The organism is Empedobacter sp. GD03739, assembly GCF_029843245.1.
Lineage (GTDB): Bacteria > Bacteroidota > Bacteroidia > Flavobacteriales > Weeksellaceae > Empedobacter > Empedobacter falsenii_B.
Map to the genome: position 1 here is coordinate 1 of NZ_JAOCHX010000005.1, position 20,707 is coordinate 20,707.

The 20,707-nt window shown below is 31.3% G+C and carries 20 protein-coding genes; 11 read left to right on the plus strand and 9 right to left on the minus strand.

Annotation, left to right across the window (positions count from 1 at the left end; translation table 11 throughout):
- The coding region (locus tag N5E64_RS02780) for a zinc ribbon domain-containing protein (protein ID WP_407933284.1) at window positions 1–861 on the plus strand (861 nt) is incomplete at its 5' end.
- A gap of 497 nt (window positions 862–1,358) precedes the next feature.
- Here N5E64_RS02780 and N5E64_RS02785 read toward each other — a convergent pair.
- From N5E64_RS02785 to hemW, 4 genes are all read right to left on the minus strand, one after another.
- Window positions 1,359–1,937 (minus strand): hypothetical protein, encoded by a 579-nt coding sequence (locus N5E64_RS02785; protein WP_280035608.1) that lies wholly within the window; start codon window positions 1,935–1,937, stop codon window positions 1,359–1,361.
- Window positions 1,938–2,014: 77 nt separating this feature from the next.
- Entirely contained in the window at window positions 2,015–3,247 is a 1,233-nt protein-coding gene (gene rocD / locus N5E64_RS02790) for an ornithine--oxo-acid transaminase (RefSeq protein WP_125349481.1), read from the minus strand.
- A 63-nt stretch (window positions 3,248–3,310) separates the two neighbouring features.
- Complete coding sequence (gene murI, locus N5E64_RS02795; protein WP_125349482.1) at window positions 3,311–4,120, minus strand: glutamate racemase; 810 nt, start codon at window positions 4,118–4,120, stop codon at window positions 3,311–3,313.
- Between the two features lie 17 nt (window positions 4,121–4,137).
- Window positions 4,138–5,265 (minus strand): radical SAM family heme chaperone HemW, encoded by a 1,128-nt coding sequence (gene hemW / locus N5E64_RS02800; protein WP_280035611.1) that lies wholly within the window; start codon window positions 5,263–5,265, stop codon window positions 4,138–4,140.
- Window positions 5,266–5,391: 126 nt separating this feature from the next.
- On the opposite strand from hemW, the gene N5E64_RS02805 reads away from it, so the two are divergent.
- Window positions 5,392–5,583, plus strand: coding sequence for a cold-shock protein (locus tag N5E64_RS02805; RefSeq protein ID WP_038330556.1), 192 nt, complete (start codon window positions 5,392–5,394; stop codon window positions 5,581–5,583).
- Between the two features lie 54 nt (window positions 5,584–5,637).
- Here the strand turns inward: N5E64_RS02805 and N5E64_RS02810 are convergent, their stop codons facing one another.
- Window positions 5,638–6,183: a hypothetical protein gene (locus N5E64_RS02810; RefSeq protein WP_115000395.1), complete on the minus strand. Its 546-nt coding sequence runs from the start codon at window positions 6,181–6,183 to the stop codon at window positions 5,638–5,640.
- A 41-nt stretch (window positions 6,184–6,224) separates the two neighbouring features.
- On the opposite strand from N5E64_RS02810, the gene N5E64_RS02815 reads away from it, so the two are divergent.
- The 3 genes from N5E64_RS02815 to N5E64_RS02825 are packed head-to-tail and all read left to right on the plus strand — an operon-like array spanning window position 6,225 to window position 8,880.
- Window positions 6,225–6,557: an MGMT family protein gene (locus N5E64_RS02815; protein ID WP_280035613.1), complete on the plus strand. Its 333-nt coding sequence runs from the start codon at window positions 6,225–6,227 to the stop codon at window positions 6,555–6,557.
- A 58-nt stretch (window positions 6,558–6,615) separates the two neighbouring features.
- Window positions 6,616–7,548: an ABC transporter ATP-binding protein gene (locus N5E64_RS02820; protein WP_280035614.1), complete on the plus strand. Its 933-nt coding sequence runs from the start codon at window positions 6,616–6,618 to the stop codon at window positions 7,546–7,548.
- A 12-nt stretch (window positions 7,549–7,560) separates the two neighbouring features.
- A complete protein-coding gene (locus N5E64_RS02825) occupies window positions 7,561–8,880 on the plus strand; it encodes an ABC transporter permease (protein WP_280035615.1) in 1,320 nt (439 codons plus the stop codon).
- 51 nt (window positions 8,881–8,931) lie between these two features.
- Here N5E64_RS02825 and N5E64_RS02830 read toward each other — a convergent pair whose 3' ends face one another.
- The 4 genes from N5E64_RS02830 to N5E64_RS02845 all read right to left on the minus strand — a co-directional run bounded on the left by N5E64_RS02830 (window position 8,932) and on the right by N5E64_RS02845 (window position 12,017).
- On the minus strand, window positions 8,932–9,726 hold the full coding sequence (locus N5E64_RS02830; RefSeq protein ID WP_260392525.1) for a hypothetical protein: 795 nt from the start codon (window positions 9,724–9,726) through the stop codon (window positions 8,932–8,934).
- A gap of 138 nt (window positions 9,727–9,864) precedes the next feature.
- Window positions 9,865–10,629 (minus strand): hypothetical protein, encoded by a 765-nt coding sequence (locus N5E64_RS02835; RefSeq protein ID WP_280035617.1) that lies wholly within the window; start codon window positions 10,627–10,629, stop codon window positions 9,865–9,867.
- A 7-nt stretch (window positions 10,630–10,636) separates the two neighbouring features.
- Window positions 10,637–11,524, minus strand: coding sequence for a glycosyltransferase family 2 protein (locus N5E64_RS02840; RefSeq protein ID WP_280035618.1), 888 nt, complete (start codon window positions 11,522–11,524; stop codon window positions 10,637–10,639).
- On the minus strand, window positions 11,484–12,017 hold the full coding sequence (locus N5E64_RS02845) for a methyltransferase (protein ID WP_125349489.1): 534 nt from the start codon (window positions 12,015–12,017) through the stop codon (window positions 11,484–11,486). Before N5E64_RS02845 ends, N5E64_RS02840 begins: the two co-directional genes overlap by 41 nt.
- An 89-nt stretch (window positions 12,018–12,106) precedes the next feature.
- Between N5E64_RS02845 and N5E64_RS02850 the strand changes: the two genes are divergently transcribed.
- The 6 genes from N5E64_RS02850 to N5E64_RS02875 all read left to right on the plus strand — a co-directional run bounded on the left by N5E64_RS02850 (window position 12,107) and on the right by N5E64_RS02875 (window position 20,676).
- Complete coding sequence (locus N5E64_RS02850) at window positions 12,107–12,499, plus strand: hypothetical protein (RefSeq protein ID WP_125349490.1); 393 nt, start codon at window positions 12,107–12,109, stop codon at window positions 12,497–12,499.
- Window positions 12,500–12,638: 139 nt separating this feature from the next.
- Window positions 12,639–12,944 carry a hypothetical protein gene (locus N5E64_RS02855; RefSeq protein ID WP_125349491.1) on the plus strand — a complete coding sequence of 102 codons (306 nt, stop codon included), beginning with the start codon at window positions 12,639–12,641 and terminating at the stop codon, window positions 12,942–12,944.
- Between the two features lie 98 nt (window positions 12,945–13,042).
- Window positions 13,043–17,371 (plus strand): CusA/CzcA family heavy metal efflux RND transporter, encoded by a 4,329-nt coding sequence (locus N5E64_RS02860; protein ID WP_280035620.1) that lies wholly within the window; start codon window positions 13,043–13,045, stop codon window positions 17,369–17,371.
- Between the two features lies 1 nt (window position 17,372).
- Entirely contained in the window at window positions 17,373–18,509 is a 1,137-nt protein-coding gene (locus N5E64_RS02865; RefSeq protein WP_125349493.1) for an efflux RND transporter periplasmic adaptor subunit, read from the plus strand.
- A gap of 148 nt (window positions 18,510–18,657) precedes the next feature.
- Window positions 18,658–19,335, plus strand: a complete 678-nt coding sequence (locus N5E64_RS02870; protein WP_038336633.1) for a response regulator transcription factor — start codon at window positions 18,658–18,660, stop codon at window positions 19,333–19,335.
- A gap of 3 nt (window positions 19,336–19,338) precedes the next feature.
- Window positions 19,339–20,676: a HAMP domain-containing sensor histidine kinase gene (locus N5E64_RS02875; protein ID WP_280035623.1), complete on the plus strand. Its 1,338-nt coding sequence runs from the start codon at window positions 19,339–19,341 to the stop codon at window positions 20,674–20,676.
- Window positions 20,677–20,707: the final 31 nt, after the last annotated feature.

Consider the following 20,707-nt stretch of genomic DNA (forward strand, 5'->3'; position numbering starts at 1 on the left):
GAGTTAATTATGAAAAAATGTCCGTATTGTGCTGAATTAATAAATGATGAAGCTATAAAATGTAGATATTGTCAAGAGAAGTTTGACGATTCAATGAATAAATCTTTATTAAATATTCTTAATTCTTCTAAAGATAAATTGTTTAAAAAGTATTCAGAATACAAAGAAAACAAGATGAGCCATTTAGTGTTACCTACAGATGAAGAATATTGGCTTATAGGAGATACTTATTTTTTTTTAAATGATTTATCTATTAAAAATGTAGGCGAGTTAAAATATGATGAAATAATTTCAGTTTATTTTAAAGCAGAATCTACTACAAGAAATTTTATAACTGATAGAAATATATTTTTCGGGGTTATTATTTATGCTATTGACGAACAAGATAATAAGACTAATGAGGTAATAGAAGTACCTTTAATCAGTAGAAAATTCGAATTTCATAAACTTGATAAAAAGGCATTTGAAACAGTTATTTTAATATATCATCATATTGCTAAAATCACTTTTAAAAACCGATTAAATTTTTATAATAAACAATTATTAGATAAACAATATTTTGCTTATTTAGGTTTTAGATTTCAGGTTGATGGTAAAGTTTATAACAATAAGAATAAATTAGTAGCTGATTTATCAACTATAAGTTTAGATGATGTAAGTTTTTCTAGTGAATGGTCTGGTTTAAAATCTTCTCAAGAAAATCCGTACGAATTTAAAATACTTAACGGACTTCCTCAGGTAAATATATTATTTGGTTTATTTCAGTCTGGACATAGTTTTAAATTGGATACCATTCAAGATAATGATATTATCAATTTAATAATCTATAATTTTATTATAAATAAAAAATATATAGAATAATCAACTGAAAACTTAAGATTTTGTTTTTCAAAACATTAATAGCAAATTAATATTTTTGTTTATATAAAAAAAAAGCTTTAGCTTTGAGTAAAGCTCTTTGAGAAGTATTTCTCGAGGGGCTTTTTTTATGTATTTTATTTTGGGTACAAATGAAGTATAATAATAGAAAAGAAAATAGGCAAAGCGTAAAAAATAGTAACGCTGGGTATAAAATATTGTTTAACAAAAAAAGTGTTGATCTGTCGGCAAACGTTCCAACACTTTTCTAAAATTTCAAAATTATGAAACATGTACTACCTTTTTTAGAGGAATATTACTTTCTAATTATGATAGGATTTGGGTTAGTAAAAGTGATTTGTACTATCATTAGAACTACCAAATCTTGTAAAGATTGTAAGTAATGGAATGAACCGAGTTATTATAAGTAACTCGGTTTTATTTTACCAAAGTTATAGATTTTTTTGCTGGTTCTGGAGGTGTAGCTGAAAAAATAATATTTAAATTATAGTCGGAATAGAATACTTAACATAAACAAAATTATACACCAAAACAATTCGGGTTAAATTATTGATTTTAAAGTAGTGCCGTTTTGAATAAATACCTTCACACAAACCAACGCCAATGGATAAGTTTTTTCTTGTTGGAAAAACTAAACTTTGCAAATTGTTCGAATAGGAAACATATGCATTTACATCATCAATAATAAATACTTTTTTGGGATGTTTTGTGCCAACTTTATCTGCGGTTGCTTTTATTAATTTGAATAATTCTGGTTGATCCGTTTCAAAAATTTCAATTCCATTTGTAGCTGTTTTTTTGAAAATATTTAGAATAAATTTAATATTATAGTAAACGATTAAACCTCCTAAAGCCAACAGTCCCAAACCTAAAAAAATGGTAATCCACATTGGTTTAGCAATGACGATAGCGATTCCTCCACAAACACAAATTATGAAAATGATGATGCTCAAAATTGTAGAAAAGAAGAGAGTAATCAAGAAAAGAGCAATCCATACTGCCGATTTTTTTTGCGCCTTTTTGTACGTTTCGGAAACGTTTATTTTAAAAGAATTCATAGTGTTAATTAAAGTTTCGAATATAAAAAAACCTGATGAAATTTCATCAGGTTTTTTCTATATCATTTTATTGTTGATTATTTATTAAACTCTTGTGCAGTTTTACGAATAATCGCTAAACATTCGTGTAATTGTTCTTCGTTCATCACTAAAGGAGGAGCGAAACGAATGATGTTTCCGTGTGTAGGTTTGGCTAATAATCCGTTGTCTTTCATTGCAACACAGAAATTCCATGCTGTTTCAGATTCTGGTGTATCGTTGATTAAAATTGCATTTAATAAACCTTTTCCACGAACTGATTTGAATAATGGAAATTCTTCAGCCATTTTCGTGATTTCTGTTCTAAAAATTTGTCCTAATTTTTCAGAATTTTCAGCTAATTTTTCGTCCAAAACAACTTGCAAAGCTTCTGTAGCAACAGCCGCAGCTAATGGATTACCTCCATAAGTAGAACCGTGTTGTCCTGGTTTGATGACATTCATTATTTCATCATTTGCTAAAACTGCAGATACTGGATAAGCTCCACCTGAAACGGCTTTACCTAAGATTAAAACATCAGCATCAATATTTTCGTGATCGATTGCTAACATTTTTCCTGTACGTGCGATTCCTGTTTGAATTTCGTCCGCGATAAATAAAACATTATGTTGTTTACATAATTCTTCACAAGCTTTCAAATATCCTTCAGAAGGTACATTAACACCAGCTTCTCCTTGAATTGGTTCTACTAAGAATCCACAAATTTTATCTGCTTTTTCTTCTAAAATTTGTTTCAAAGCTTCAACATCATTGTATTCTACGGCTTCGAAACCGCTTGTGTAAGGATTGAAATTTTTACGTGCATCTTCATCATTCGAGAAAGAAATAATAGTAGTTGTACGACCATGGAAATTGTCTTTACATACTACAATAATCGCTTCACCAGTTGGAATTCCTTTCTTTTCGTAACCCCATTTACGAGCAATTTTTAGCGCTGTTTCTACAGCTTCTGCACCCGTATTCATTGGCAATACTTGATCGAAACCGAATAATTCTGTGATAAATTTTTCGTATTTTCCTAATTCCGCATTATAAAAAGCACGAGAAGTTAACGTTAATTTTTCGGCTTGATCTTTCAACGCTTTAATAATTCTAGGATGACAGTGACCTTGATTAACAGCTGAATAAGCTGATAAAAAGTCGAAATATTTTTTTCCATCAACATCCCAAACGTAAACACCTTCACCTTTTTCCAATACAACTGGAAGTGGGTGATAGTTATGCGCTCCGTATTTTTCTTCTAATGCAATTAATTCTGCTGATTTTTCCATGTAATGATTTGTTTTTGTTTGTTCGTAATATTTTATAAAAAAACCGACAAATAATGGTCGGTTCTATTTCGTTTCTAAATTTTTCTCAATTAATTGAATATCTTTTCCAAAGAATTTTTTTGCCACTTTTATAATATTATCTGTATTGTCAGAAATATAAAATGTATAGTTTGCAACAGTATCTTTCGCAGCCAATTTTCCTTCTTTTGCCAATTGATAAATTACTTGATTCACGACAATTAAAGGTGAATTTACGATATCAACTTTTCCTTCAAATACTTGATTGATTTCTTTTTCCAGATGTGTATAATGCGTACATCCTAAAATAATCGAATCAATTCCTTCTAATTTTTTGTTCAATAAATACGTTTCTAAAACTGCTTTAGAAATCGTAGAATTTGTAAAACCCTCTTCGATAACAGGTACTAAGAGAGGAGTAGCCATTTCAATAACCGTAATATGTTTATTTCGACGACGAATTGCTTTCTTGTAAGCGCCCGAATTTACAGTTGCTTTTGTTGCAATAACACCTATCTTTTCTCTTAATTCGAACGAAACTTTCTCTGCAACTGGCGAAATAACATCGATAACAGGAACATCTTTTCCTGCAGCTTCTCTAATTTCTTTCAACGAATTAGCCGTTGCAGAATTACATGCAACTAAAATCGCTTTACAATTATTGTCTATTAAAAAATTAGTAATGTCTACCGAAAATTGTGTAATCGCTTCTTTCGATTTTTCTCCGTAAGGCAAATTTTGAGTATCGCCAAAATAGATCAAACTTTCGTTTGGTAGCAGACGTTTTATTTCTTTTGCAAACGTCAAACCACCAACTCCAGAGTCGAAAACACCAATTGGTCTGTTATCATTCATATCGCAAATTTAACAAATTAATCGATGTAAAATAATCTTGAAGCAATTCCGTCTGCGAAAAATTTTGCTTCGGGTTTTAAAATAATTCTATTTTCTTTCTTTTCGACTAAATTTTCGTTAATTAATTGATTGAGTTCTTGATAAAAAGAATTCACTAAAGGTTGAGAAAATTCTGAATTAATTCGATTTAAATCTATTCCATAAATTGTTCTCAATCCTATCATTATCATTTCATTAAATTTTTCTACTTCATTTAAAACTTCAATTTCTTGAGGTAGATTATTTTCGTTGATAGCTTGTATGTATTTAGAATTATTTGCAATGTTCCAAGCACGAGTTTTTCCGTTATAAGAATGCGCAGAAGGTCCAATTCCTAAATAATGAATTCCTTTCCAATAATTAGAATTGTGTAAAGAAAAATACTCTTCTTTTCCGAAATTAGAGATTTCATATTGAATAAAATCATTCGAAGTTAAAGTGTCAACTAAAAGTTGAAATTGTTCGTTTTGACGATCTTCATCAACCGGTTTTGTGATTCCTTTTTTGATTTGATGATTTAAAATTGTTTTTTCTTCGACTGTTAATGCATAAGAAGAAATATGTGGAACATTCAGCTCAATTGCTTTTTGCAAATTTTGCTTCCACATTTCGTTGGTTGTGGTCGTAGAACCATAAATCAAATCAATAGTGATATTTTCGAAACCAAAATCTTGCGCCAATTTTATCGAAGTCTCAGCTTCTTGTGCATTATGTGCTCGATTCATTAATTTCAAATCTTCTTCAAAAAATGATTGAACACCAATCGAAAAACGATTAATCGGAGTTGATTTTAAGAAATTAAGTTTTTCTTTATTCAAATCATCAGGATTCGCTTCGAGTGTAATTTCCTTTAAATTTTTGGTTGAATAATTTTTATAAATCGTTTCGAAAATACTTTCTAATTCAATTTCGGACAGGATAGAAGGTGTTCCTCCTCCAAAATAAATCGTTTCTAAAGGTGTTGAAATTTCATCTTTTCTGATCTCAAGTTCTTTATTAATTGCTTGAATTAAATTTGATTTATGTTGAAGATTTGTCGAAAAATGAAAGTCGCAATAGCTGCATTTTTGTTTACAAAACGGGATATGAATATAAATTCCTGCCAAAATATTATGATTTGAAGCAAAATTATAATGAAATTATAGGCTAAAAAAATTGTTATAAAAAAAACTAAAAATTAATATTGGTTTTGTAAATAAATCTTATATCTTTATCAACGAAAATAAAATACTATGAATAAAGGAACTGTAAAATTCTTTAATGAAGAAAAAGGATACGGATTTATTAAAGATGACGAATCAGGAAAAGAGTACTTCGTACACGTTTCTGGTTTAACAGACAAAGTAGCTCAAAACGATAAAGTATCTTTTGACTTAGAACAAGGAAAAAAAGGCATCAACGCCGTTAATGTGAAAGTAATCTAATTAATATATTATCTCAACATATTTCTTGTAAGCGACCTGTTTAGGTCGCTTTTTTTATTCTTTGATTTCGTCACTATTTTGATAAAACTCTGCATCACGAAGCAATTCATTCACGAAATGATATAATCTTCCCAATTGATATTTTGCCAAATAATGACCATATAAACTCGCTAAATAGGTTCCTAAAGTAATCAATAATGCAATAGGAATACTCCAAATCCATACACTATTTCCTTGTACAATATATTCGGAAACCGCATAAGAGCCTAAGGTGATAAAAATAGCTCCGCTCAAACCATACAAAAATGCGAAAAATGTCCAAACATTAGAAGGCGGACCAATAATTCCTCTTACAACCAAATAGTTAGGATGATCATCGTCATCTTCAATTCTGATTTGTAATTGCGGGTGCCAATATTTATCTTTGTCTTTGCGGACACGAATCATCGCAACTTCCTGATTGGCATAACCTCCGTATTCAGTAGAATTTGTTTCAAGGTGTTTTTTGATTAAATCAATAAATTCTTGTTTTGATAAATGCGTAAAAACCTTAAAACGTGGTCGGCTTAAAAGAGATTTAATTGGAACTTTTTGGCTCATATTCTATTACTTTCTTTAAATTTACAATAAATGTTTAGATTATGACAAAAATCATTTCTGATACTTATGAGAAAATTTATGAAATAGTTCGTCAAATTCCCGAAGGACGTGTTTCTACTTATGGTTTGATAGCAAAATATATAGGAGAAAAATTTTCTGCGCGTGTGGTTGGCAATGCGATGAATCATGCACATAATAGAGAAGATGTTCCTGCGCATCGTGTTGTAAACAGAAATGGTTTGTTAACTGGAAAACATCATTTTAATCCTTCGAGTTTGATGCAACAATTGTTAGAGAATGAAGGTGTGGAGATTATAAATGATAAAGTGATTAATTTTAAAGAAATTGTATGGGATCCGAATGAATCTCATTAAAATCTGTAACAAAATTTACTTTCTTCTTACTAATTTTACAAATCAAATGATATAGAAAATGGAATTTTTATTGCAAGCTCAAGGCTTAACAAGAAAATATAAAGATAAAGTTGCGCTTAATAATTTTAGTATCAATATTCCACAAGGTTCTATTTATGGACTTTTGGGACCAAATGGTGCTGGAAAAACGACTTTTATTCGTATTGTTAATCAAATTACAGCGCCAGATAGCGGGACAATTTTGTTGAATGGAGAACCTTTGACGAAAAAATCAATCGGTCAAGTTGGTTATATGCCAGAAGAACGTGGTTTGTACAAGAATATGAAGGTTGGAGAACAGGCACTGTATTTTGCAAAACTGAAAGGTCTTTCTTCTGCGGAAGCTAAAAAACGTACCGAATATTGGTTCGAGAAACTTGATATGATGTCTTGGTGGAACAAGAAATTGAGCGAGTTGTCGAAAGGAATGGGACAAAAAGTTCAGTTTGTGATTACAGTTATTCACAATCCTTCTTTGCTGATTTTTGATGAACCTTTTAGTGGTTTTGATCCTGTAAATGCACAAATTATTGCGAATGAAATTCTTGAATTAAGAGATAAAGGAACGACAATTATTTTTTCGACGCATCGTATGGAATCTGTAGAGGAAATGTGTGATCATGTTGCTTTGATTAATCAATCGAATAAAGTATTAGATGGAACAATTGAAGAAGTTAGAAATCAATTTAAGACAGGGAAATTTTCGATTCAATTGAATGAAATTCCCGCTGATTCTCTTCAAAATTTAGCGAATGAATTTGAGATTTCGGATGTACGAAACGTTAATCAACGAACTGAATTTAATTTGTTGTACAATAAAGAAACACCAACCAATGTGATTTTAGATAAATTGATGCAAGTGGGGCAAGTTCATCAATTCAAAGAAATTATTCCTTCGATGAATGATGTGTTTTTGGAAGCCGTTAAACAAAGTTCAATTCCTAATCTTTAAGCTAATTTTCAAATGAAAAATATATTTTTAGTTGCACAACGTGAGTTCTTTTCTCAAGTAAAAAACAAAGCGTTTATTGTTATGACTTTTCTTTCGCCTTTACTGATTGTTGGAGCAGGAGCGGTGATTTTCTTTTTGAGTTCTGCAAATAATTCCGAAGTGAAAAACATTGCAATTGTAGATGAAAGTACAGAGTTTGTAACCTCGTTTAAATCGACTAAACAAATGATGTTCAGTATTTACACGCCTCAAGAATTGAAATCGATCAAAGATACATTGAAAGGAAGCGAATATTTGAATGCGATTCTTCATATTCCAAAAAATACAGATGGAAATTATGATAATATCGAGAAAAATACAGAATTAATCACAAATGGAAATCTTGGAATTACTGATCGAGAAAAACTTTCGAGAACAATTAGTGATAAGATTGAAAAAGAAAAACAAGCAAAATCTGGTATTGATAAAGCTGCTTTAGAAGCTTCTAAGGCTCGCGTTAACCTGAATGTTTTCAACGTTACAGACGGAAAAGAAGACAAAGGAATGGAGTTGAAAATCGGATTATCGATGTTTTTAACTTACATTATTTTCATGTTTGTGATGATTTATGGCGTAAAAGTTATGCGTTCGGTTGTTGAAGAAAAGAATAATCGTGTTGTAGAAATTATCATTTCTTCTGTGAAACCTTTCGAATTGATGATGGGTAAAATTTTAGGAACGACAATGGTTGCAGTGACGCAATTTGCAATATGGATTGGAATGACAATGGGGTTATTGATTTTATTTCCTGCAATTGCAGCATCGAGAATGGATATGTCACAACAAATGATGAATCAAGCACAATTAGCGGAAACTAACCCAGATATGATGCAAAAAGTAACAGAAATTAGCGAAGTATTGTTAACGTTTAATTATCCGTTAATCATTTTTGCTTTTATTTCTTATTTTATCTTAGGATATTTGTTCTACAGCTCTGTTTTCGCGGCAATTGGTTCTGCGGTTGACAATGATACAGATACGCAACAATTTACATATTTTCCTTTAGTTCCGATGATGATTGGACTTTACGGAAGTATGACAACTTTCGAAAATCCTGATGGTCCAGTTGCTTTTTGGTTATCAATGATTCCATTAACTTCGCCCATCTCAATGATTACTCGAATTCCGTTCGATGTTCCGATTTGGCAATTAGCTTTATCCTTATTTTTGCTTTTAATCAGCACCATATTTATGGTTTATATTGCTGGAAAAATCTATAGAATTGGAATTTTAATTTATGGTAAAAAACCAACTGTGAAAGAAATGGTGAAATGGATTTCCTATAAAAACTAATTTTACACAACTATAAAACCAAAAAAGAGCTTGATTTATCAAGCTCTTTTTTTAATCGTCTATCGTATCTTTTTTGATGATTTTCGTATTATTTGGTACTTTTCCGTATAAAAAGTCGAGGTATATTTTACTGTAAGAATTAAATAATTGAAGTAATTTGAAATAATTTACATCATTCAATTCTATTTTAGATTCGGTATTTGTTAATGCATTTTCAATGAAATCTCTGATTTTGAATTTCGGAATTTTTAAATCATTTGTGAAATAATCTTCACCAAAATAATTCTTAATTTTTGTAATTTTATCGTATTTATCTTCATAATCAAGCAATGCTTTTCGTTGTTTGGCTTTACCAGAAAAAACATCATAAATACGCCCAATATCCAATCTCGTCAACGTAATATCTCCACTCAAAAATCCAGCTTTCAACGAAGATGTGTCTTTTATAGGTTTGATATCAGGATTAACACCAAGACTTTTATAAAGTTTTGTTACAACATCAGCTTTTTTTCCATTTTTGACATCTTTTTCAAGAATTCCTGTCAATTTTTGACCAATATATGCGGTATTCAATTGAATTGTCTGCACAGCTAAATGCACTACAATTGTTTGTTTATTGAACAAATTTGGTCTTAAGATAATTAGTCGATTTTCGTACCAATCAGATTGTATTTTTAGCGTGTCATTTACTTTTGCTTGAATAAGAAAAGTTCCTGTAAAATTAGAAATTGTTGTATGATTTGTTCTCAGATTTGTAACGTAAACTCCTTCTGCTGTATCGTCAGAATCATCAATGATAATGTTTCCCTGAATCCATTTTTCTTGTGCGAAAATAAAATTCGACAACAGCAATATTAGAATGGTAAATAGTGATTTCAATTGTTCGTGATTATACGTTTAATTATTTGTACGAAGATAAGTCTTAATAAATTAGCATCAATTTTGTTAACGTTTATTGGCTAAATTTTAAAAATCTATTAAGAATTATTGATTTTTGTTTTGATTTAATTCATTCAAATAATCTTTCGCATAAGATTCTAAATCAATCATTATCGTACCAAATTGTCTGCTCAAAACTTTTTCTTGAAGCGGATAACGCGCATTAACATAATATAAAAATTCTTCTATTTTATATTCAGGAATTTGTAATTGATTTGTATAAAAATCTGTAGGATAATAATGTTTAACTTCTTGAACGAGAGAAAGTTTTGTTTCGTAATTACGTACACGACGTTGCTCACGATAAAATCCATTCATATGACCAATCAATCGAACAGGATTTAAAACATCCATTGGCTTGAATTTTGCAATATCTCTTTTAGGTTCTAAATCTCGTAAACGTTGATCAAGTCCCATTTTATCGTACAAATCTGTTTTATTATCCTTGTGATATTTAGGTTGTAAAGGGCCTTTACCAATTGTAGCACCACTCAATTCAATTGTTTCAATATCCAAATGTGCTTGTAAAAAACCTTTGTTGTAAATATTTTGATTGACTACAATTTTTCTTGGAATCAAAAAATCTGCTTCAAACAAAATTGTATCGCCAACATTTGCTTGGATAGAATAATAACCCGAAGAGCTTGTACATGTCTTACTTTCTGACGTCAGATTTTCTATACGAGCACCAGAAACTGAGGAAATATAATCGTTTCCTTCGTCTACAACCACAGAACCAGTAATCAACTTATTTTGTGCAAAGCTGATGAATGGAAATATAAATAGTGTGTATGTTAACCAATATCGCATGTTAGATTTAACCTTTTATTTTTTGTTTCATTTTCGACCAACGATAATTTCGGATGAATTTTTCTTGATCTCGATTTACCATTTTTTTTGTACCATTAATTTTAGCTTCAAAAAAACCTTTCAAATAATACAAAATATATGTGGGTTTCTTTTTACGTAAAGCCAATTTTGTGCCAGCAATTAATGTAATCCAAAATCCATAACCTAATGCATAATAAGCCGCACCTTGTTTGTAAAGCGCCGATTTATTGTAACTCGCGCCAGTTGGTTTTAGATGTTTGATGTGTAAAGATTCGTCTGTAACAACTTTCCAACCATAATATTTACACAACAATTCGTCTACTGTATCCCAACCCATATGTGCGCGTAATCCACCAATTTTTTCGTAACAATTTTTTCTATACGCCTTAAATGCGCCACGAATATGGTCTTTATCTGTCAGATTTTCAAGAATCCATTTTCCGTCCTTATCAATATACGCAAAACCACCAACCATTGCAATATCTTCCTCATGATTAAAATGAGTTAAAATAGTCTCAAAATAATTGAAAGGAATATCTAAATCAGCATCCAATTTAACAATAATATCATAATTAGGATCAATGATTTCGTAACCTTTCAAGAAAGCTTGTATCACTTTGCTTCCTGGCTGATGTTCACCTTTTGATAAGATATTTCTTAATTTGATGAACGGATATTTAGCTGTAAGTTCTTCTACAATTTGTTGTGTTTTATCGGTTGAATGATCATTTACAACAATCACTTCATATGGTAAAACAGTTTGATTAACGAGAGAATTTAGCGTAATCGCAATAAAATCTTCTTCGTTATGTGCAGGTATAACAATAGAGTATTTAGTAAGTAAAGTCTTTTTTTCGTTCTGCGTAGACAGCATAATATCTTGGTGTAATTCTTCTTAATAAGGGTCTTATTCCCAGTTTGTTTGATGGATGCGTCCATTTGTGACGATGTATTACATTCCATCCAGCTTTTTCCATTAACATGTCAAATTGCCAATCTTCAAATTCGTGATAATGTACATCTCGCGCATCATTTTGATTACGATAAGCAGGCGAAAACCACAAACGCATCGGAATTGAAGCTAATAATTTATCTCCAGGCAAATTTCTTAGCACTTCCATTGGATTTACCAAATGTTCTAAAATTTCTAAAGCCGTTACAAAGTTAGCATCATAATTTTGCAAATCCTTATAATAATAGTCCAAATCGTCGCCATTTGTATTTTTTACATCAAAACCATTTTCCAACATCACATCTGTAAAAGGATTTTTGATTCCTAAATCAAGAATTTTATCAGTAGGTTGAGCAAATTGTTTCAGCAAAGCTAAGGTTTCATTGTATCTTTTTTGTGGATATATTTTGTACATTGTGTTAGTTGTTTTCGGATGATAAATTTAATCATCTATTTTAATATTGCTCGTTTCTATTTTAAATTTTTTTATTGCAAATTTGCCAGATGAAAACGATTGGATATTATCGATTACGAAACAAAAATAAAGTAGAAGGTTTTGCGAAGGAGATAGATGGAGTGACCTATTTTAAAGGTTATAACGAGTTTTCTTGGCACGAAAATGCTTTACAATTTGATACCATAGATATTGGAATAGATATATTGGATAAACGAAATCGACGATTATTTACCAATGATATTGTGTTGTATAAAGTCTCTAAAAAACCATTCTTGCGTACAGGTTTTGTCGTTTACGAACCAAAACTGAAAGAATTTGGAATCGTAGATCAACAAAGTTTTCATTTTACACCTTTCTATGTTGAAGGTTTGTGTTTATTCGATCATGATAAACTCGAAGTAATTTCTCATTTATTTACGAAGAAAGAGGTTTCTAAGTAAGTTTAACGAGATTTTTCCATTAATTAAATTTGAAAGAAAGCAAAATTGACTGTACATTTGGGTCGTGAAACTATGGGCAACTAAAATTTTTATTTTTTTTTATATAACGACTTCAACTCAATTTTGTCAGTTATATAAATTGCCTGTGTTTATTTCTCATTTTATTGAACATGATAAAGGAGGAGATTTTTTGGATGAAATGAAAACTTTTTTAGTTCATCATTATGGAGGACATGAGGTTGATGCGGATTGGGAAACTGACCAAAAATTACCTTTCATGAAAGTTGAGTTTGTTCATATCGACTTTTTTTTCTCTCCTATAAAACTCTTTGATATTTTACACTTAGATAAAGAAATTTCTACCACTTCAATCAAAATATTTGATGAAGATTTTTTACATACTTATTATTTAGATTCTATCTGGCAACCGCCAAAACAAGCGTGATTTTTTTTAGATTTATGATAGATTGATTCTTTCAATTTATCCAATTTCAGCTATTTACAACTTGTATTTAGCACATTTTTAATCTATACAATTTTACGATGTTAAATAAAATTATTGATTTTTCAATCAAGAATAAATTTATCGTGGGTTTGTTTACGTTGGCTTTGTTGATATTTGGTATTTACGATGCGACAAAATTACCCATTGATGCACAACCTGATATTACATCTAATCAGGTTCAAATTATTACTGTAGCGCCTTCTTTTAGTGCAGAAGATATTGAGCGTTTAGTGACTTTTCCTATCGAACAAGCTAATTCTAATATTGGTGGGATTACCGAAATTCGTAGTTTTTCTCGTTTTGGATTATCATTGGTAACCATTGTTTTTGATGACAATACAGATGTTTATTGGGCGCGACAACAAGTAAGTGAACGATTGATTCAGGTTCAAAATGAGATTCCCGAAGGTATTGGAGAACCACAACTTGGTCCAATTTCGACAGGTTTGGGCGAAATCTATCAATATGTTGTTCGTCCCGCCGAAGGTTACGAAGATCAATATGATGAAACTGAATTAAGAACAATTCAAGACTGGATTGTTCGTCGTCAACTTTTAGGCGTTCCTGGTGTGGCAGATGTGAGTAGTTTCGGAGGAAAATTGAAGCAATACGAAATTGCAATTGATCCGCAACGTTTACAATCTTTTAGTCTGACAATTAATGATTTATTTGATGCACTGAGTGAGAATAATCAAAATACAGGTGGAGCTTATATCGAAAAAGGTCCTACTTCTTTATTCATCCGTTCTGAAGGTTTAATTGGTAACATCGAAGATATCGAAAATATTTTGGTCAAACGTTCGCAAAGTGGAACACCTATTTTATTGAGAGATGTTGCAGACGTAAAAACTGGCTTTGCTACGCGCTATGGTGCAATGACATATAACGATACAGGTGAAGTTTCTGGTGCAATTGTTATGATGTTGAAAGGAGCAAATAGTAACGAAGTGGTTAAGAATGTACAACAACGTATCGAAGAAATCAAAAAGACATTACCTGATGGAGTTGTTATTGAACCTTTCTTAGACCGTAAAAAAATGGTTGACAATACTATTCATACGGTTGAAACGAATTTACTTGAAGGAGCCTTAATCGTTGTCTTTATTTTGGTACTTTTCTTAGGTAATTTACGTGCTGGTTTTATTGTAGCTTCTGTCATTCCTCTGGCCTTATTATTCGCGATTATTATGATGAATATTTTTGGTGTAGGTGGAAACTTGATGAGTTTAGGCGCATTAGATTTTGGATTGATTGTCGATGGTGCTGTGATTATTGTAGAAGCGGCGATGCATCAGTTAGCACACAACAAAAAATTTGGGTTGAAGAATAAATTAACGCAAACTGAAATGGATCAAACAGTTGGTTCTTCAGCTAAAAAAATGGTGAATTCGGCTGTTTTTGGTCAAATTATTATTCTAATCGTTTATTTACCAATTTTTACTTTACAAGGAATAGAAGGAAAGATGTTCAAACCAATGGCGCAAACAGTTGCTTTTGCTCTGATTGGTGCATTTATTCTTTCGTTGACTTATGTTCCGATGATGACTACTTTATTCTTAAGTAAAAAGAAGAAAGTCAAACCAAATTTATCGGATCGTGTAATGGCTAAAATTGAGATTTTCCATCAGAAATATTTAATCAAAGCCTTAAAAGTTCGTACTATTATTCTAGCTGTTGTACTTTCACTTTTCACTATTGCTGTTTTTGTGATGTCTCGTTTAGGTGGAGAATTTATTCCTGCCTTAGAAGAAGGAGATTTTGCTGTAGAAGCGCGTATTTTACCAGGAAGTAATATTACGACAACAATAGAATACACAAATAAGGCAGCTAAAATACTGAAAGATCGTTTCCCTGAAGTTGAAATGGTTGTCACGAAAATTGGGAGTGGAGAGATTCCTACCGAGCCAATGCCAATGGATGCAGGAGATATGATTATTGTTTTGAAACCTAAAAAAGAATGGACTTCTGCCACAACTTTTCCAGAATTATCGGATAAAATGAGTAAAGCTTTGGAAGATGTTCCAGGACTTTCAACGGGATTTCAATTTCCTGTTCAGATGCGTTTTAATGAATTAATGACAGGAGCACGACAAGATGTGGTGGTGAAAATATTTGGTGAAAATTTAGATAGTTTAGCCAATAATGCAGAGAAATTAGGAAAAATAATCAATACTGTAAAAGGAGCGCAAGATTTGTATATCGAACCAATTAATGGAATTCCACAAGTTGTGATTGAATTTGATCGTGCTTTATTAGCGCAATATGGATTGAGTATTGGAGAAGCAAATCGAATTATTAATATGGCTTTTGCAGGACAATCTACTGGAATGGTTTTCGAAGGTGAAAAACGTTTTGATATGGTGGTTCGTTTAGCAGAAGACAAACGCGAGAATATCGAAGATATTCGAAATTTATTGATTCCTACTGCTTCTGGAATTCAGATTCCATTGAATCAATTAGCAAAAGTAGATTATAAAAATACGCCAAATCAAATTCAGCGCGAAGATGCAAAACGTAGAATTGTTGTTGGATTTAACGTAAAAGGACGCGACATAGAAAGTGTTGTACAAGAATTACAACAAAAAGTTGATGCTCAAATAAAACTTCCTACAGGTTATTATACAACCTATGGTGGAGCTTTCGAAAATTTGAATCATGCTAAAGCTCGTTTAGGTATCGCTGTTCCAGTCGCCTTGGTTTTGATTTTTGTCTTGTTATTTTTTGCATTCAAATCAATCAAAGAAAGTTTATTAATTTATACAGCCATTCCGCTTTCTTCAATCGGTGGAATACTATTCTTAGCTGCGCGAGATATGCCTTTTAGTATTAGTGCTGGAGTTGGATTTATCGCACTTTTTGGAATTGCCGTTCTAAACGGAATTGTATTAATATCAGAATACAATCGTCTACGTGATAACGGAATTAAAAATACAACTCGAATTGTTATTATGGGAACACGAACTCGTCTTCGTCCCGTTCTAATGACAGCTGCCGTAGCCTCTTTAGGTTTCTTACCAATGGCTCTTAGTAATGGTTCGGGCGCAGAAGTTCAACGTCCATTAGCAACTGTTGTTATTGGAGGATTAATGGGCGCGACTTTCCTTACTTTATTTGTTTTACCAATTTTATATGTTATGTTCGAAAATATTCATTTTAAAAAGAAATCAACTCGTCATAAATCAATTCCTACAGCTATTTTATTAGTTCTAGCTTTGTTTGGAACAACTGCTAATGCGCAAGAACGTATGAGTTTTGATGAAGTTGTCAAGTTAGCTGACGCGAATAACCTCGAAATTAAACAAGCAGAATTGACTACTGTTTATCACGAGAAAAATGTGTTTGCCAATCGTTCGCTTTCACCTTTAGATATAGCTGCGGAATTTGGACAAGTGAATTCAGGTGAATTTGATAACAAGTTTACTATTTCGCAATCGTTTCAATTTCCTGTGGTTTTTAAACGTCAAAAAGCTTTGAACGAACAAATGATCAGTACTTCTAAAGCAAATGAACAATTGACGAAAGTTGAAATTAAACAACGATTAGCTAATCTGTATGTCAATATGCAAAATACAGAATATCAACAAGATTTATTGAAAGAAAATGAATTGATTTACCAAGAGTTTTTGAAGAAAGCAAATTTACGTTTGAAGAAAGGTGAATCAAACCGAAGTGAGGTTTCAACGGCTATTATTCAGTTGAAATCGATTCAAAATCAATTGAAATTAGTCGAAAATGAATTAGAAAATGAATCAAGACAAATTCAATTTTTAACCAATTCATCATTCAAAATTTATCCAACAAAAGATGGTGTAAATTGGAGTGAAATTGCAGGATTATCTGTTTCAAATGTACATCCAATGTTAAAATTAGCTGAAGAAAATATTCAGACTTCTACTTTAGAAACTGAAGTTGAAAAATCGAAAAAAGTTCCAGTTTTAACAGTTGGATATTCAAATCAAAGCTTTTCTGACTTGGATCAAAATCGATACAATTCTTTTCAAGTAGGAGTTGGCTTACCTTTGTTTAATAGAGGAATTAATTCGTCAATTGAAGCCTCAAAAGTTAAAACTGATCTTGCAAAACAAGCGTATACTTTACAACAATCGAAGTTGCAACAAGATTTTGATGTTTTAAAAAATAAAGTAAACGCTTACGAAGAAATAGTAGGAGATTTTGAGCAAACTCAACTTCCTGCTGCGAATGATTTACAAAAAACAATTAATCGTCAATTACTAGAAGGAGAGATTAATTTTTTGGATTGGGTGATTCTGAATAATCAAATCATCGAAGTGAAAACAAAGTTTCTAGAAGCAAAGAATCTACGTAATCAGGCTTATGCCGCAATGACTTTTTATACTGCACAATAATATGAAAAAATATATCTTAATGCTTTGTACATCTTTTGTTGTGATGAGTTGTAACAAAGAAGAAACAAAACCTGAAGTAGAGCAAAAAGCAACTATTTCTACTTCAATTTTAAAGTTGACAGATGCTCAATTAAAGAATTTTGAAATTGATACAACCTCTTTACGTCATCAGAATTTACCTACAACTATTCGGCTAAATGCAAAGACGGCAGTAACCCCAGAAAATACTATTTCTATCACCAATGCCTTTGGTGGTTATGTGAAACGAATTGCACTAATTCCAGGAAATTATGTCAATAAAGGACAAGTTTTGGTGGTTTTAGAAGATCCGCAGTATATCCAAATGCAAGAAGATTATCTCACAACAAAAGCTTTGTTAGAGCAGGCTAGTGCAGATTATGTTCGTCAAAAGGATTTGAATGCAGAGCAAGCAGCAAGTGACAAAGTGATGCAACAAGCGAAAGCAACACGTCAATCGTTGATGGTAAAGAAAAGTTCCTTGGAACAGAAACTAAGATTAATGAATATCAATCCTTCCTCAGTTTCGTTGAGTAATATCCGACGTACCATCAATGTTTATGCACCGATTAGCGGAATGGTGAGTCAGGTTTTTGCGAATACAGGACAATATATTTCGCCAGCAGATGCGATGTTAGAAATTATTAATCCAGATCGTTCTTTGTTGAATGTAAAAGTATTTGAAAAGGATCTGAGTAACATTCAGATTGGTCAATTTTTGAAAGCTTATACCAATGCAAAACCAGATCAAAAGTTAGATGCGCAAATCACTTCAATTTCAAATCAAGTGAATGAAGATGGAACGGTTGATGTTTTTGCACGAATTACGAATGCGAATGGTACGCGATTAACAGCGAATATGTATTTCAATATCGAATTGCAAGTGAATTCGCTTGACGCGAATGTTTTACCAGAAGAAGCTGTAATTCAGTTTGAAGGAAAAGACTATGTGTTCGAAAGACAAACTAAAAATCAGTTTCGATTAGTTCTTGTAGAAATAGGAGGTTCTGCGAATAAAATGATTGAAATAAAATCTCCTCAAAATTCAGGAAAAGTCTATGTTTCGAAAGGAGCATATAATCTTTTGACTGCGATGAAAAATAGTGGAGAAGGAGATTAGACTTCGAATTATTGAATATAAAAAACGAGCAATTTATTGCTCGTTTTTTATTGAATTTTGTTCTTTTTAAATTAAAATCCAATTAGAAAATTTGCTATATTCATCTCATCTTGATCAATTTCATTAATTTTGAAAAAATGGAAAGTATATGCAAATTTTAGTAATCGAAGATGATAAGCGAATTAGCGATTTTTTAATCAAAGGATTAGAAGAAAATGGACATTTGGTTACGCTTTGTAAAGATGCGGAAACTGTTTTAGATGAATTTCTTACGATTCAGTTTGATTTGATTATTTGCGATATTATGTTACCAAAAATGGATGGAATTCAGCTTGTACAGACACTTCGTTACAAAAAAATATTCACTCCAATTTTGATGTTAAGTGCATTAAATACAGTTCAAGATAAAGTTTCAGCTTTGGACTATGGTGCAGATGATTACATTACAAAACCATTTCATTTCGACGAATTATTATCGCGAATCAAAGCTTTAACGCGTCGTAATCAGTTTCGTTCACAAGAAATCCCTGAAAATAAATTGATTTTTGATGACTTAGAAATCGATTTGGATCAATACAAAGTTTTTGTCAATCAAGAAGAAACAGAGCTTTCTCCTCGTGAATTTAAGTTGTTGAATTATTTAATCGAAAATATAGATAAAACCGTTACTCGTATCCAAATTTTAAATGCTGTTTGGGGAATAACATTCGATAATCACACTAATGTAGTGGATGTTTACATTTCGTATTTGCGCAACAAAATCGAGAAAAACGGGACGAAATATATTCACACGGTAAAAGGCGTTGGTTATATGTTTAAAGCCTAAATTATGAAATTAAAACACCGATTAGAGCTTTATTCAGTCGTTATTTTCAGTATCATTATTCTGATTGTTTCTACAATTATTTACTTTTCTTTTTATACCGAAATGGAGAAAAAAGAGATCAAATCATTGCAGAATAAGACGCTTTTGGCTTCTATTTATTATTTGGAAAAGGACGAATTGCCTGTTTTAGAGCATAATAATATCAAAAGTCAATTAGAGAAGACGATTTCCCGAAAAAATATTTTAATTGTTGATCATAACAACAAAAAATACAATGGAAATATGTCGTCTAATAAAGATATTTCAACCAATTTTATAGAAAATATTCGTGCCAATAAATCAGATTTTTTTACAAGTAAAGATTTCTTTTATAACGGAATTTTTTATCACGATAACCAAGGAGATTTTGTAGTAATTACGCGCGAATCTAAACAAGAATTCAACGAACAAATGCAATCGTTACTTCAAATTTTGATTTCGGTTTCATTGGTCGGGTTGATTTTTATTTATCTATGTTCTAATTTTTTAGGAGTAATTGCTTATGAACCGATTACAAAAATTATTGAGCAAATAAAAGAGCGTGATGCGAAGAATTTTACTGAACCTTTAAAGCTTAATAAGTCGTATGCTGAGATTGAGGATTTAATTAAAACTTACAATCATTTTATTGATCGAATAGCGCAAACTTTTAATGTACAAAAGAATTTTATTGATTATGTTTCGCACGAGTTACGAACACCAATTACTGCATTATTAGGAACTTTAGAGGTTACAAATCATAAAAAAAGAACGCTCGAAGAATACGAAAACGTGATTGTGCAACTGAAACAATATACCAATGATTTGCAAGAAACGTTAGACCAAATGATGTTACTTTCGGGAGCAAAAACGAGTTTTGAATTTAGTCAAATTCGAATTGATGAAGTAGTTTGGCAAGTGATTGAAAATGCAATTTTGTATCATCAAGCACGTATAAATGTGGATTTACAAGTCGAAAATAATCAATTGTTAACCATTCAAGGAAACGAAAAATTATTAGAAGTTGCGTTGAATAATTTAGTAAGTAACGCGATAAAATATTCGAACAATCAACCGATTTTAGTACAGTTTTTGGAAATCAATCACCGTTTACAAATTCATATTTCCGATTTGGGAATTGGTATTTTAGAAACCGATATCAAACAAATTAAACAAAACTTTTTTCGAGGAAAAAACACGCAAGATTTTCAAGGAAAAGGTATTGGACTTTCGATGGCGAATATTATTTTTACACTTCATCAAATTGATATCGAAATTGTTCCGAATAAACCTAAAGGAACAATTGTTAAACTCATTTTCTAATCTACTTTTAATCTAACTTAAAACTCACCTT

Bases quoted from the DNA above. Each gene is read 5' to 3' on its own strand.
- N5E64_RS02785 (WP_280035608.1), bottom strand. From the start codon at position 1,937: ATGAATTCTTTTAAAATAAACGTTTCCGAAACGTACAAAAAGGCGCAA.
- rocD (WP_125349481.1), bottom strand. From the start codon at position 3,247: ATGGAAAAATCAGCAGAATTAATTGCATTAGAAGAAAAATACGGAGCG.
- murI (WP_125349482.1), bottom strand. From the start codon at position 4,120: ATGAATGATAACAGACCAATTGGTGTTTTCGACTCTGGAGTTGGTGGT.
- N5E64_RS02805 (WP_038330556.1), top strand. From the start codon at position 5,392: ATGAATAAAGGAACTGTAAAATTCTTTAATGAAGAAAAAGGATACGGA.
- N5E64_RS02810 (WP_115000395.1), bottom strand. From the start codon at position 6,183: ATGAGCCAAAAAGTTCCAATTAAATCTCTTTTAAGCCGACCACGTTTT.
- N5E64_RS02815 (WP_280035613.1), top strand. From the start codon at position 6,225: ATGACAAAAATCATTTCTGATACTTATGAGAAAATTTATGAAATAGTT.
- N5E64_RS02820 (WP_280035614.1), top strand. From the start codon at position 6,616: ATGGAATTTTTATTGCAAGCTCAAGGCTTAACAAGAAAATATAAAGAT.
- N5E64_RS02825 (WP_280035615.1), top strand. From the start codon at position 7,561: ATGAAAAATATATTTTTAGTTGCACAACGTGAGTTCTTTTCTCAAGTA.
- N5E64_RS02835 (WP_280035617.1), bottom strand. From the start codon at position 10,629: ATGCGATATTGGTTAACATACACACTATTTATATTTCCATTCATCAGC.
- N5E64_RS02840 (WP_280035618.1), bottom strand. From the start codon at position 11,524: ATGCTGTCTACGCAGAACGAAAAAAAGACTTTACTTACTAAATACTCT.
- N5E64_RS02845 (WP_125349489.1), bottom strand. From the start codon at position 12,017: ATGTACAAAATATATCCACAAAAAAGATACAATGAAACCTTAGCTTTG.
- N5E64_RS02850 (WP_125349490.1), top strand. From the start codon at position 12,107: ATGAAAACGATTGGATATTATCGATTACGAAACAAAAATAAAGTAGAA.
- N5E64_RS02860 (WP_280035620.1), top strand. From the start codon at position 13,043: ATGTTAAATAAAATTATTGATTTTTCAATCAAGAATAAATTTATCGTG.
- N5E64_RS02865 (WP_125349493.1), top strand. From the start codon at position 17,373: ATGAAAAAATATATCTTAATGCTTTGTACATCTTTTGTTGTGATGAGT.
- N5E64_RS02870 (WP_038336633.1), top strand. From the start codon at position 18,658: ATGCAAATTTTAGTAATCGAAGATGATAAGCGAATTAGCGATTTTTTA.
- N5E64_RS02875 (WP_280035623.1), top strand. From the start codon at position 19,339: ATGAAATTAAAACACCGATTAGAGCTTTATTCAGTCGTTATTTTCAGT.